The organism is Mycolicibacterium neworleansense, assembly GCF_001245615.1.
GTDB classification, from domain to species: Bacteria; Actinomycetota; Actinomycetes; order Mycobacteriales; family Mycobacteriaceae; genus Mycobacterium; species Mycobacterium neworleansense.
On sequence record NZ_CWKH01000001.1, the window covers coordinates 2616952 to 2629091 of the forward strand.

Below are 12140 nucleotides of genomic sequence, written 5' to 3' on the forward strand. Positions count from 1 at the left end.
TCTTATCCTCGAACCAGTTTCAAATATACGGCCGTCATCTCCATGCGGACAGCCAAAATCGCCAGTTGTTGTTCCGGGCGTCCCACCGGCAGGATTGCTCCGGCCGGCTCCGGCACGTCCTCGGCACCGATCACGGCGATGTCGTCGAATCCACTGACCCGGGCCCCCACCGCTTGTCGTTCGGTTTCGGCGATCAACACGAAGGTACGCATGCGCTGCGGCAGCGGTCCGTCGATCTCGTCGTCATGGAACAGCGATCGGGCCGCGGGCAACCCCACCGCCCCGCTGCCGATCGCCGCGAGTACGTCACCGAGTTCGGCTGCGGCCACCACCTCACCGGCCAGGCGCAACATCGCAGCCGCCCCGTGCCGGGCCAGAGCCAGGGTGGCCGGATTGTCGCCGGCCAGCACGACGGCGCTGTCCGACATCCGCGCGACCAGTGTCTTGGCGGGGTTGGTGAACAGTTCTCGTGCGGCGCTGTTGCGCAAGGCCTCGGCATCCAGTTCGTCTGCCAGGCCGGCCAGATCCACCCGCATACCCGGATCCACCACGTGCAGCGCGGCCAGACCAGCGGCCAGGAAGCGGGTCAACCCGAAGTCGTCGGGCACCCACAGCCGGACCGCGCGGCCGGCCGCGACGTCGCGCAACGGCCCCTCGTTGGGTGCCACGATCAGCACCCGCGCACCACGGCGCACACCGGTGGCTGCCGCGTTCACCAGTGCCGGGTCACCCGGGTCGTCACCGGCCACAATCATCACGTCCAGCGCGCCCAGCCACGGTGGGGCCTCGGCGGCCACCACGATCGGCGCCGAGATCGACGCGCTGAGCGCGGCGGCCAGCATGGCGCCCGCATTCTGGGCGGTGCCGCGGCCGGCAACCCAAATCACCGTGCGCGGTGGGTGATCCGCGCGCAGGGGGTCGAGCAGGCCCTCGGCCAACGCCGCAGCGGTGGCCCGAACCTGGGCACCCGCCATGGCCGCGGCCCGCAGCAGACCGTTGCGATCGGCGGCGAGAAGACCGTCACCGTCGTCCAGGTCGACCGTGGCGTCCACGGCGTTCACGGCACCGGCTCGCTCACCCCACGGATCTGCGCCGAAACTCTGTCGACGAGCGCGGCGACGTCCTCGGCGGTGCGCGCCTCGACGTTCAGCCGCAGCAGCGGTTCGGTGTTCGACGTGCGCAGGTTGAACCAACTGCCGTCGCCGAGATCGACCGTGACACCGTCGAGGTGATCGATGGACTGGATCGAGCTGCCAAAGGATTTGAGCACGGCCTCGACGCATGCCGGGGCATCGCTCACGGTGAAGTTGATCTCGCCGGATGCCTCGTACCGCTGATAGTCGGCCATGAACTCCGAGAGCGGGCGGTCCTGCTCCCCCAGTGCGGCGAGCACGTGCAGCGCCGCGAGCATGCCCGAGTCGGCACCCCAGAAGTCACGGAAGTAGTAGTGCGCCGAGTGTTCCCCGCCGAAGATCGCGCCGGTCTCGGCCATCAGGCCCTTGATGTAGGAGTGCCCGACCCGGGACCGCACGGGGGTGCCGCCACGTTCGATCACCAGCTCGGGAACGGCGCGCGAGGTGATCAGGTTGTGGATCACCGTGGCACCGATCTCGCGCTTGAGCTCGCGGGCGGCCACCAATGCGGTGACCGCGGAAGGTGACACCGGGCGTCCGAGTTCGTCGACGACGAAACAGCGGTCAGCGTCGCCGTCGAAGGCCAGGCCGATGTCGGCGCCGGTGGCCAGGACATGGGCCTGCAGGTCGACGAGGTTCGCCGGATTCAGCGGATTGGCCTCGTGATTGGGGAAGCTGCCGTCGAGTTCGAAGAACAGCGGGAGCACCGTGACACCGGGGATCGGTCCGAGCACCGCAGGCGTGGTGTGGCCGGCCATACCGTTGCCCGCATCGACCGCGATGCGCAGCGGCCGCAGCGTGCTGAGGTCGACCAGAGACCGGAGGAAGCTGCCGTAGTCGGCCAGCACATCGCGGTCGGACAGCGCACCGGCCGGGCCGTCGTAGGCCGGCACCCCGGCGATCACCTCGTCGGAGATGACCGACAGCCCGGTGTCCTTACCGACCGGCTTGGCCCCGGCGCGGCACAGTTTGATCCCGTTGTAGGCGGCGGGATTGTGGCTCGCGGTGAACATCGCCCCCGGGCAGTCCAACAGGCCCGAGGCGAAATACAGCTGATCGGTGGAGGCCAGTCCGATGCGGACCACGTCGAGGCCCTGGGCGGTGACACCATCGGCGAATGCGGACGCCAGCGTCGGCGAACTGGCACGCATGTCGTAGCCGATCACGACCTGTGCGGCACCCTCGCCGCGGACCAGTCGAGCGAAGGCACCGCCGACCTCGGCCACGAACGCCTCGTCGATCTGACTGCCGACCAGTCCCCGGACGTCATAGGCCTTGATGACATCGTGAACAGCCGCCGCTGGCCTAGACATATAGCTCCTTGTGAAACGGAATCGTTGGCGCCAGCCTAACCGTCGGGCGGCGTCGACACGTTCACTACTCTTGGGCCGGTCGTCGTCTGGCCGGGCCCAGTCCGTGCTAGTTGTCGGGGTCCGGCAACACCCGAAGGTGCCCGCGACGACGGCCGTTGGGCTCGGCCGGGCGCGCCGGCGGTGCCATCACCGCGCTGGTGCCCGCACCGGTCGAGGGATCGGAGAACCCGGCCACCACGCCGCCACGGGGAACCGCGCCGGGTTGGCCTTCGCGGACCGCATCGGCCAACGCCACCAGGTCGTCCTCATCGGGATGGGTGGGCAGCGGCCCGGCGTGGCGGACCAGCTCCCAGCCTCGCGGCGCCGTGATGCGGCCGGCATGGCCGACACACAAATCCCAGGAGTGGGGCTCAGACACCGTGGCCAGTGGTCCGACTACCGCCGTGGAGTCGGAGTAGACAAAAGTCAGCGTCGCCACGGCATAGTGCGGGCACCCGGGCCGGCAGCAGCGACGGGGAATATTCACGCTCCAGAGATTACTTTGGACGATCGCTGTGTGCCGCCGGACACGCGCAGCCGTCGGGCCCCCGATCCCGAACCGTTACGATCATCGCCGTGGCCCAGCGCAACCCATGGCGATCGCGTCGCGGCCGCGATATGCGCGGTCCGCTGCTTCCGCGTTCGGTTCCGGGCTGGCGCAGCCGCTCGGAACGGTTCGACATGGCGGTGCTGGAGGCTTACGAGCCGATCGAACGGCGGTGGGCGTCGCGGCTGCGTGAACTCGACGTCGCAGTCGATGAGATTCCGCGGATGTCCCCGAAAGATCCGGACAGTGTGCAATGGCCACCCGAGGTCATCGCCGATGGGCCGATCGCGTTGGCGCGGCTGATACCTGCTGGGGTCGACGTCCGAGGAAATGCGACCCGGGCTCGAATTGTCTTGTTCCGCAAGCCGATCGAGCGCCGGGTCAAAGGATCCGACGAGCTTGCGGACCTGCTGCATGAAATCCTGGTGGCCCAGGTGGCCACCTATCTGGGAGTTGAACCGTCAGTCATCGACCCGACAATCGACGACGACTGACGCCGAGTGCCACACCTTGCGATGAAGCGCTCTGCCGAACAGCGCGTCAGATGATGCCGCGCTTGAGCCGGCGACGCTCCCGTTCGGACAGCCCGCCCCAGATACCGAAGCGCTCATCGTGCGCGAGCGCGTATTCCAGGCAGGCGTCCTTCACCTCGCATCCTTGGCAGATGCGCTTGGCCTCGCGGGTAGACCCGCCCTTCTCCGGGAAGAACGCCTCCGGGTCGGTCTGTGCGCACAGCGCACGTTCCTGCCATTGGTCGTCTTCGGCTTCCGGATCAACATCAATGTGCTCGGGTACCAAACTCAGCTGAGGACGTCCGGCCGTCCCCATCGGTGTCTGCCCGGCGTCGATGTGCGGTGCGTTGTCTACCGAGCCGAGTAGCCGGCCGTCGAACCGGACCACACGATCGAAATCGCCGCTCTCATAAGACATTATCCCCCGCCTCCTCACTCGGTCTCGTAGATCCTAAGTGGAGCCCCACTATTGCGATGTGCGGTCACCCCATTCGAACATTTGATCGAATCTCGGTCCGCGACACCGGAATCGGTCACCAACCGGGAAATGACACATCTGTGATTACACACGTGTTAGCTGCCGGGGTCAAGCGCCAGGACGCGAATTCATACCATCTCGTAATGTCAAATCGGCGCGTCGCGACATCGGCGTGTCCTGGTCGTGACGACGTCGTTTCCATCCGCGCGCCCTCAACGCCTAGGGTCGGACGTTGTGAAGATCACCGTTCTGGTCGGCGGCGTCGGAGGCGCCCGGTTTTTGCTGGGGGTACAGCACCTGTTGGGCCTCGGCCAGTTCGCCGGGAGCGACAGCAAGCACGAACTCACAGCGATCGTGAACGTTGGCGACGATGCGTGGATGCACGGCGTCCGGATCTGCCCGGACCTCGACACCTGCATGTACACCCTGGGCGGCGGTATCGATCCCGAGCGCGGCTGGGGCCACCGGAACGAGACCTGGCACGCCAAGGAGGAGCTCGCCGCCTACGGCGTGCAACCGGACTGGTTCGGCCTGGGCGACCGGGACCTGGCCACCCACCTGGTGCGCACCCAGATGCTGCGGGCGGGCTACCCGCTGTCGCAGGTCACCGAGGCGCTGTGTAAACGCTGGTCACCGGGGGCGCGGCTGTTGCCGGTCACCGATGACCGCAGCGAGACCCACGTGGTGATCACCGACCCCGAGGATGGGGCACGGCGGGCGATCCACTTCCAGGAGTGGTGGGTGCGCTATCGCGCCCAGGTGCCCTCACACAGCTTTGCGTTCGTGGGTGCCGAGCAGGCAACTGCCGCACCCGGGGTCACCGAGGCCATCGCCGAAGCCGACGTGGTGTTGCTGGCACCGTCGAATCCCGTCGTGAGCATCGGGCCGATCCTGCAGATCCCCGGTATCCGGGGCGCGCTGCGTTCGACCAAGGCGCCGGTGGTCGGCTACTCTCCCATCATCGACGGAAAACCGTTGCGCGGCATGGCAGATGAGTGCCTGTCGATCATCGGTGTGGAATCCACCTCACAGGCCGTCGGTCAACACTTCGGAGCCCGGTCGGGCACCGGAATTCTGGACGGCTGGCTGGTGCACGAGGGCGATGACGCCGAGATCGAGGGCGTGCAGGTGCGTGCGGTGCCACTGTTGATGACGGATCCCGCGACCACCGCCGAGATGGTGCGGGCAGGTCTGGACCTGGCAGGCGTCGGGCTGTGACCGCCGCGGTGAACACCGAGCACGGGTCTGCCGATCGGATCGAGATCCTGCCCGTGCCAGGGCTTCCCGAGTTCCGGCCCGGCGATGATCTGGCCGCCGCCCTCGCCCAGGCGACACCGTGGCTGTGTGACGGGGATGTGCTGGTCATCACCAGTAAGATCGTGTCCAAGTGCGAAGGCCGCATCGTCACCGCCCCTTCCGATCCGGAGGAGCGGGATACCCTGCGGCGCAAGCTCATCGACAGCGAGGCCGTCCGCGTTCTGGCGCGCAAGGGCCGGACCCTGATCACCGAGAACGCCATCGGGCTGGTCCAGGCCGCCGCCGGCGTCGACGGCTCGAACGTCGACTCGAACGAATTGGCCCTGCTGCCCGTCGATCCCGACGGCAGCGCACAGGCGCTGCGCGCGGGCCTGCGTGAGCGGCTCGGCGTCACCGTCGCCGTCGTGATCACCGACACCATGGGCCGCGCCTGGCGCAACGGCCAAGCTGATTTCGCCATCGGCGCATCCGGGCTCACCGTGCTGCACGGTTACGCCGGCGCCCGCGACCGGCACGGTAACGAACTGCTCGTCACCGAGGTGGCCGTGGCCGACGAGATCGCCGCGGCAGCCGATCTGGTGAAGGGCAAGCTCACCGCAATCCCGGTCGCGGTGGTGCGGGGCCTGGATCTGGCCGACGACGGGTCGAACGCACGCACGCTGCTCCGGTCCGGTGAGGATGATCTGTTCTGGCTCGGCACGGCCGAGGCAATCCAATTGGGACGCAATCAAGCTCAGCTGCTGCGTCGCTCGGTGCGCGCATTCTCCGCTGAACCGGTCGATCACGCCCTCATCGAAGCCGCCGTCGGCGAGGCACTCACCGCGCCCGCCCCGCACCACACCCGCCCGGTGCGCTTCGTCTGGGTGCAGGACGCCGCTACCCGTACCCGCCTGCTCGACCGGATGAAGGACAAGTGGCGGGCTGATCTCACCTCCGACGGCCGTGACCCGGAATCCGTCGAGCGACGCCTCAGCCGCGGCCAGATTCTCTACGACGCACCAGAACTCGTGATTCCGTTCCTGGTCCCCGACGGTGCTCACAGCTATCCCGACGAAGCCCGGACCCAGGCCGAGCACACCATGTTCACCGTGGCGGTGGGCGCTGCGGTGCAGGCCCTGCTGGTGGCATTGGCGGTTCGCGAGGTGGGCAGCTGCTGGATCGGCTCGACGATCTTCGCCGGTGATCTGGTGCGCGCCGAGCTCGATCTCCCCGCGGACTGGGAACCTCTGGGCGCCATCGCAATCGGACACCCCGCAGAACCGCAGCCGCCACGCGACCCGGTCCCCACCGACGGCCTGCTGGTCGTGAAGTGAGCGCCGAGAGCCTGCACGCCTCGGCAGTCGAGGTACTGACGCATTGGCAGACACCCGATCCCGGCCAGGACACCTTGCGCCATGCAGTGCTGTCGTTTCTGGCCGCCCGTCCCGATGCCTGTCTGCGGGCGTGCGTGCCCGGCCACATCACCGCCTCGGCACTGGTTGTCGACCACACCGGAACTCAGACGTTGCTCACCCTGCATCCCCGCTTCGGCCGCTGGCTGCAGCTCGGCGGGCACTGTGAGGAAACGGATTCCGACATCCGGGCCGCCGCACTGCGCGAGGCCACCGAGGAGTCCGGCATCACCGGGCTGGCCGCCGACCCGCAACTGGCGGCGCTGCACGTGCATCCGGTGACCTGCTCGTTGGGCGTACCGACCCGCCACCTCGACATGCAGTTCGTGGTGCGGGCCCCGGCCGGCGCCGAGATTGCCTGTAGCGACGAATCTTTGGACCTGCGCTGGTGGCCGCTGGATGCGCTGCCCGAGGGCACCGACTTCGGCCTTCAACAACTCGCCGACTCGGCGGCGCGAACCGTCTAGTCTGGGCCGGTGAACCGCGGCGACAATATCGTGGTGGTGGGCCGGTCGCCCAGCAAGGCCGAGGCGGTGGACAGTGCCGCAGGAGATCCTGTTCTGGCACAACAACTCTGGGACCGCAGCCTGGAAATGGTCGGAGCCTAGCCCGGAGCCTGCGTGCAGTACGCGCGGCGGGCCGCCCGCAGTGCGACCGCGGACTGCTGCGGCGTGGCCGCGTACTGGCCGGCCATCTGATCGATCACCGCCTGCGCGGGTGTCCCGGTGTAGAGCAGCCGGCACATCTCGCGGCCCACCAGCAACAGCTGGTCGTCGTCACCGGGAAAGACCCCGCGCGTGGCTTTGAGATAGGCGGTGTCTTCCGCGGTCAGCGGTATCGGCCAGGCCGCCGCCTGCGGGGCAGTGGTCCCGAGAAGCGTCCCGAGCACCAGTGCCGCCGCGATCGGCGCCGCCGCACTGCGCCGCAATCCGTTGAACAGTCCGTCGAACATGACCCTCCCCTTCGCCGATAACGGCGTAAGGCGCAGTGGGGGCCGGCAAACACACTTCTTTCGACGCCGCTGCCGCGCTGGTGGCGCAACCTCAGACGTCGGTGGAGTACCGGATACCGCCGTCGGGGATGGCGACCCCGGGCCACACCCTGGCGCCGCGCAACAGTTCGCAGCGGGCACCGATGTCGGCCCCGTCGCCGATCACACCGTCGCGGATCAGCGCCCGCGGGCCGATGCGGGCTCCGAAGCCGATGATCGAACGTTCAATCACCGCACCGGCTTCCACGCGTACGCCGTCGAAGATCACCGCGCCGTCCAGGCGTGCGCCTGCGCCGATCTCGGCTCCGCGGCCCACCACGGTGCCGCCGATCAACAGGGCGCCCGGCGCCACCGCCGCACCCTCGTGAACCAGGGACTCACCGCGCTGGCCGTTGAGCGCCGGCGACGGTGCGATGCCACGGACCAGATCGGCCGATCCACGCACGAAATCGTCCGGTGTGCCCATGTCGCGCCAGTACGAGGCGTCGACGTACCCGCACATCTTCAGTCCACGGGAGAGCACCTCGGGGAAGATCTCGCGCTCTACGGACAGGGCGCGACCGCGCGGGATCTGGTCGATGACGTTGCGGTTGAACACATAACAGCCGGCGTTGATCTGGTCGGTCGGCGGATCCTGGGTCTTCTCCAGGAACGCGGTCACGAAGCCGTCGGCATCGGTTGGCACACAGCCGAACGCACGAGGATCACTGACGCGCACCAGGTGCAGCGTGACGTCTGCCTGGTGGGCGTCATGTGACTCCAGCACCGCGCCCAGGTCTGCCGCCGACAGCACGTCACCGTTGAACACCATGGCAGTGTCGTAGCGCAGCTTGTCCGCCACGTTGGCGATCGCGCCACCGGTGCCCAGTGCCTCGGTCTCGGTGACGTATTCGATCTCGAGCCCGAGGTCGGAGCCGTTACCGAACGCCTCCTCGAAAACCTCGGCCTTGTACGAGGTGCCCATCACCACGTGCTTGATACCGGCCACGGAGATGCGCGCCAGCAGGTGAGTGAGGAACGGGACGCCTGCCGTCGGCAGCATCGGCTTGGGTGCTGAGAGCGTCAACGGCCGGAGCCGGGTACCACGGCCGCCGACGAGTACGACAGCGTCCACTTCCGCGGGATTGATCACGTCAGCGCCCTTTCGCGTGCTTACGTCGAGAACTACCGACCACCAGGCCCGCTCGTGCCGCCAGCGCGCCCCGAATTGTCCACCGTAACGGCGCCTGCCAGGGCGCCGGGTATCGATCAGCCAGAAAAGTGTAGGTACTGCGGTGATGGGCGGCCAAGTTGCGCGCCGGATCGCGGCCGGTGGAGTGCCCCTTGTGGTGGAGCACCTCAGCCGACGGCACGTAGACGTTCTGCCACCCGGCCCGAGCGATGCGGTCACCGAGGTCGACGTCCTCCATATACATGAAGTAGCGCTCGTCAAACCCGCCGACGGCGTCGAAGGCCTCCCGGCGCATCAGCAAGCACGAGCCGGACAGCCAGCCGACCTCGCGCTCACTGGGTTCCTGACGGTCTTGGCGGTAGGCGGCCGTCCACGGATTGGATTTCCAGAACGGGCCGACGACGGCATGCATGCCGCCCCGCACCAGGCTGGGCTGATGGCGCGCCGACGGGTACACCGATCCGTCGGGATCGCGGACCAACGGCCCGAGTGCCCCGGCCCGGGGCCAGCGCTGGGCCGCTTCGAGCAACAGGTCGATCGACCCTGGCCCCCACTGCACGTCGGGGTTGGCGACGATGAAAAACTCCGAGCACTCCGCATCCGATATCTGCTCGGCTCCGCGGTTGACCGCGCTGCCGTAACCCAGATTGCTGCCGGTACGGAGGAGGTGCACGTTCGGGTAGCGCTTTTCGGCCTGCTCGGGTGCGCCGTCGGTGGAGCCGTTGTCGGCCATGACGACCGTCACCGGCCGGTCGGTGGCCAGGGCGAGCGAGGCCAGGAAACGGTCCAGGTGTGGGCCCGGCGAATACGTCACCGTCACCACGACGAGCGGGCGGGCCGCATCCTCAGTCACGGCGTAGAGGGTAGCGGGCCGGAGGGGTGCTCTTCTCCAACCGCTGCCACCAGCGCTTCCCGCCAATCTCGCAGCGGGGACAGGCCGGCCTCGGCGGACCGTAGCGCGGACAGGACGGTGTACGCCGGGCGGGGCGCGGGCCGCGGGTGGCGGTCGCTACCGACGGGGCGGACCCGCTCCGGATCGGCACCGACGGCCGCGAAGGTCTCCCGCGCCTGATCGAACCGGCTGGCCGACCCGGCGTTGGCGGCATGCAGCAGCCCGGGCCGCACGCCGCCGTCGGCGATCTGCAGTAGGGCGGCGACCAGGTCGCCGGTGTAGGTCGGCGATCCGATCTGATCGGCGACCACGTCGACCGGACCGTCCCCGGCCGCCAGCCTGCGCATGGTCGCCACGAAGTCGGTTCCGTCCCCGCCCCGGTACACCCAGGCGGTACGGACGACGTAGGCGTCGGGTTTGGCGGCCAGCACCGCCTGCTCCCCGGCCAGCTTGGTCTGGCCGTAGATGTTGACCGGCCCGGTCTCGTCGTCGACCTCGTACGGAGTGCTGCGCTGCGTGGCCGCGCCGAACACGTAGTCGGTGGAGATGTGCACCAGGTCGGCACCGACCCGTACGCACGCCTCGGCGAGGTTGCCAGGACCGACGGCGTTGACGGCGTAGGCCCTGTCCCGGTCGGTCTCGGCGGCATCCACCTGCGTGTATGCGGCACAGTTGATCACCACGTCGCCGGGCTCGACGAATTGCCGGACGGCCCCGGCGTTGGTGATATCACAATCCGCGGAGGTCAGGGCGAGCACGTCACGCCCCTCGCCACGTCCCTGATCAGCCAATACCCGGCCAACCATGCCGCCGGCTCCGGTGATCACAATCCGTTGCGCCATGCGCCGAGTCTGGCACGCCGGTCGGCGTTACCGGGCTCACGTCCTGGCCGCAAGTAGCCTGGGCAGGTGCCTATCCCCCTGCTTCGCTCCGTCGCCGTCGCCACGGCGTCGGCAGTGGTGCTCGGAACAGGGCTGGCCTGGTCCCAGATCCGCTCCTTCGAATCCGGCATCAACCACATCAGCTCCGCGGCGCTCGGCGGCGGCGGTGAGGACGGGGCCATCGACATCCTGCTGGTCGGTATGGACAGTCGTACCGACGCCCACGGCAACCCGTTGTCGGCGGAGGAGCTGGAGACCTTGCGGGCCGGCGACGACGTCTCGACCAATACCGACACCATCATCCTGGTGCGTATCCCCAACAACGGGAAGTCGGCCACCGCCATCTCCATCCCCCGCGATTCGTACGTCGAAGCGCCCGGCTGGGGAAAGATGAAGATCAACGGCGTGTTCGGCGACGTCAAGCTCGACCGGATGAAGCAGCTCGTCGAGGTCGAGGGTGAAGATCCCGCCGTCGCCGAGCCCAAGGCCACCGAGGCCGCCCGCGAGGAGCTGATCCAGACGGTTGCCGGGTTGACCGGCGTCACGGTCGATCATTACGCCGAGATCGGACTGCTGGGCTTCGCGTTGATCACCGATGCGCTCGGTGGCGTCAATGTCTGCCTCAAAGATGCTGTCTACGAACCGCTTTCGGGTGCCGATTTCCCGGCCGGCTGGCAGAAACTCAACGGCCCGCAAGCGCTGAGCTTCGTTCGGCAACGTCATGACCTGCCGCGCGGTGACCTCGACCGGGTGACCCGCCAGCAGTCCGTGATGGCCTCACTGGCCCATGAGGTGATCTCCAGCAAGACGCTGTCCAGCCCGGGAACACTGGGGCGGTTGCAGGATGCGGTGCAGCGTTCGGTGGTGATCTCCGACGGCTGGGACATCATGAACTTCGTCGAGCAGCTGCAGAAGCTGGCCGCCGGCAGCGTCGCGTTCGCCACCATCCCGATCCTGCGGGAGGACGGCTGGAGCGACGACGGGATGCAGAGCGTGGTCCGGGTGGATCCCGACGAGGTCCACCAATGGGTGTCGAGCCTGCTGCAGGACCAGGACGCGGGCAAGACCGAGCAGCTCAGCTATTCACCGGAGAACACCACCGTCGAGGTGGTCAACGGCACCGACATCAACGGCCTGGCCGCCGCGGTGTCACAGGTGTTGAGCAACAAGGGATTCTTGCCCGGGGCCACCGGCAACCACGAGGGTGCCCCGCCGGCGTCCAGCCAGGTGCTGGCAGCCAAGAGCGACGACCTCGGTGCCCAGGCCGTGTCGAAGGATCTCGGCGGATTGCCGGTGAACGAGGATTCGTCGCTGCCTCCGGGCGCGGTGCGGGTGGTGCTGGCCGCGGATTACACCGGGCCCGGCTCCGACGGCATGGATCCGACCGCGGGTGCGGGCATCGTGGATCCGGCGGCGGCAGGCGACACCTACAGCGATACCGGGGAACAGAGTCCGCCACCACCGCCGTCGCCGATCCTCAACGCGGGTTCCGACGATCCCAAGTGTGTGAACTGATCGTCCTCGAGTAAAACCAG

General features: G+C 68.1%; 14 protein-coding genes. 6 read left to right on the forward strand and 8 right to left on the reverse strand.

Annotated elements, in window-relative coordinates:
• Positions 1-2: 2 nt before the first annotated feature.
• The 3 genes from BN2156_RS12405 to BN2156_RS12415 form a co-directional block, all read right to left on the reverse strand.
• Positions 3-1061 (reverse strand): TobH protein, encoded by a 1059-nt coding sequence (locus BN2156_RS12405; RefSeq protein ID WP_090514046.1) that lies wholly within the window; start codon positions 1059-1061, stop codon positions 3-5.
• A complete protein-coding gene (locus BN2156_RS12410; RefSeq protein ID WP_090514049.1) occupies positions 1058-2446 on the reverse strand; it encodes a phosphomannomutase/phosphoglucomutase in 1389 nt (462 codons plus the stop codon). The genes BN2156_RS12405 and BN2156_RS12410 overlap by 4 nt, the downstream gene beginning before the upstream one ends.
• 106 nt (positions 2447-2552) lie before the next feature.
• A complete protein-coding gene (locus BN2156_RS12415) occupies positions 2553-2972 on the reverse strand; it encodes a DUF3499 domain-containing protein (RefSeq protein ID WP_090514052.1) in 420 nt (139 codons plus the stop codon).
• 131 nt (positions 2973-3103) lie between these two features.
• Between BN2156_RS12415 and BN2156_RS12420 the strand changes: the two genes are divergently transcribed.
• A complete protein-coding gene (locus BN2156_RS12420) occupies positions 3104-3526 on the forward strand; it encodes a metallopeptidase family protein (RefSeq protein ID WP_090514055.1) in 423 nt (140 codons plus the stop codon).
• A 46-nt stretch (positions 3527-3572) separates the two neighbouring features.
• On the opposite strand, the gene BN2156_RS12425 is transcribed toward BN2156_RS12420, so the two are convergent.
• Entirely contained in the window at positions 3573-3962 is a 390-nt protein-coding gene (locus tag BN2156_RS12425; protein WP_090514058.1) for a WhiB family transcriptional regulator, read from the reverse strand.
• Between the two features lie 294 nt (positions 3963-4256).
• Here BN2156_RS12425 and cofD point away from each other — a divergent pair, with 294 nt between their 5' ends.
• The 4 genes from cofD to BN2156_RS31365 are packed head-to-tail and all read left to right on the forward strand — an operon-like array spanning position 4257 to position 7278.
• Entirely contained in the window at positions 4257-5240 is a 984-nt protein-coding gene (gene cofD / locus BN2156_RS12430) for a 2-phospho-L-lactate transferase (RefSeq protein WP_090514062.1), read from the forward strand.
• Positions 5237-6592 carry a coenzyme F420-0:L-glutamate ligase gene (locus BN2156_RS12435; RefSeq protein ID WP_090514065.1) on the forward strand — a complete coding sequence of 452 codons (1356 nt, stop codon included), beginning with the start codon at positions 5237-5239 and terminating at the stop codon, positions 6590-6592. The genes cofD and BN2156_RS12435 overlap by 4 nt, the downstream gene beginning before the upstream one ends.
• Positions 6589-7137: an NUDIX hydrolase gene (locus BN2156_RS12440; RefSeq protein WP_090514068.1), complete on the forward strand. Its 549-nt coding sequence runs from the start codon at positions 6589-6591 to the stop codon at positions 7135-7137. Before BN2156_RS12435 ends, BN2156_RS12440 begins: the two co-directional genes overlap by 4 nt.
• 9 nt (positions 7138-7146) lie before the next feature.
• Positions 7147-7278: a hypothetical protein gene (locus BN2156_RS31365; protein ID WP_264035448.1), complete on the forward strand. Its 132-nt coding sequence runs from the start codon at positions 7147-7149 to the stop codon at positions 7276-7278.
• Here the strand turns inward: BN2156_RS31365 and BN2156_RS12445 are convergent.
• The 4 genes from BN2156_RS12445 to rfbD form a co-directional block, all read right to left on the reverse strand.
• Positions 7275-7622 (reverse strand): DUF732 domain-containing protein, encoded by a 348-nt coding sequence (locus BN2156_RS12445; protein WP_090514071.1) that lies wholly within the window; start codon positions 7620-7622, stop codon positions 7275-7277. The two genes, BN2156_RS31365 and BN2156_RS12445, sit on opposite strands and share 4 nt — an antisense overlap.
• Before the next feature lie 91 nt (positions 7623-7713).
• Entirely contained in the window at positions 7714-8793 is a 1080-nt protein-coding gene (manB, locus tag BN2156_RS12450; RefSeq protein WP_090514073.1) for a mannose-1-phosphate guanylyltransferase ManB, read from the reverse strand.
• Position 8794: 1 nt separating this feature from the next.
• Positions 8795-9685, reverse strand: a complete 891-nt coding sequence (locus BN2156_RS12455; protein WP_090514075.1) for a glycosyltransferase family 2 protein — start codon at positions 9683-9685, stop codon at positions 8795-8797.
• Positions 9682-10566: a dTDP-4-dehydrorhamnose reductase gene (gene rfbD / locus BN2156_RS12460; protein WP_090514078.1), complete on the reverse strand. Its 885-nt coding sequence runs from the start codon at positions 10564-10566 to the stop codon at positions 9682-9684. The genes BN2156_RS12455 and rfbD overlap by 4 nt, the downstream gene beginning before the upstream one ends.
• 66 nt (positions 10567-10632) lie before the next feature.
• Between rfbD and BN2156_RS12465 the strand changes: the two genes are divergently transcribed.
• Positions 10633-12120, forward strand: a complete 1488-nt coding sequence (locus tag BN2156_RS12465) for an LCP family protein (RefSeq protein ID WP_162490786.1) — start codon at positions 10633-10635, stop codon at positions 12118-12120.
• Positions 12121-12140: the final 20 nt, after the last annotated feature.

Bases quoted from the DNA above. Each gene is read 5' to 3' on its own strand.
- BN2156_RS12410 (WP_090514049.1), bottom strand. From the start codon at position 2,446: ATGTCTAGGCCAGCGGCGGCTGTTCACGATGTCATCAAGGCCTATGAC.
- BN2156_RS12425 (WP_090514058.1), bottom strand. From the start codon at position 3,962: ATGTCTTATGAGAGCGGCGATTTCGATCGTGTGGTCCGGTTCGACGGC.
- BN2156_RS12420 (WP_090514055.1), top strand. From the start codon at position 3,104: ATGCGCGGTCCGCTGCTTCCGCGTTCGGTTCCGGGCTGGCGCAGCCGC.
- rfbD (WP_090514078.1), bottom strand. From the start codon at position 10,566: ATGGCGCAACGGATTGTGATCACCGGAGCCGGCGGCATGGTTGGCCGG.
- BN2156_RS12445 (WP_090514071.1), bottom strand. From the start codon at position 7,622: ATGTTCGACGGACTGTTCAACGGATTGCGGCGCAGTGCGGCGGCGCCG.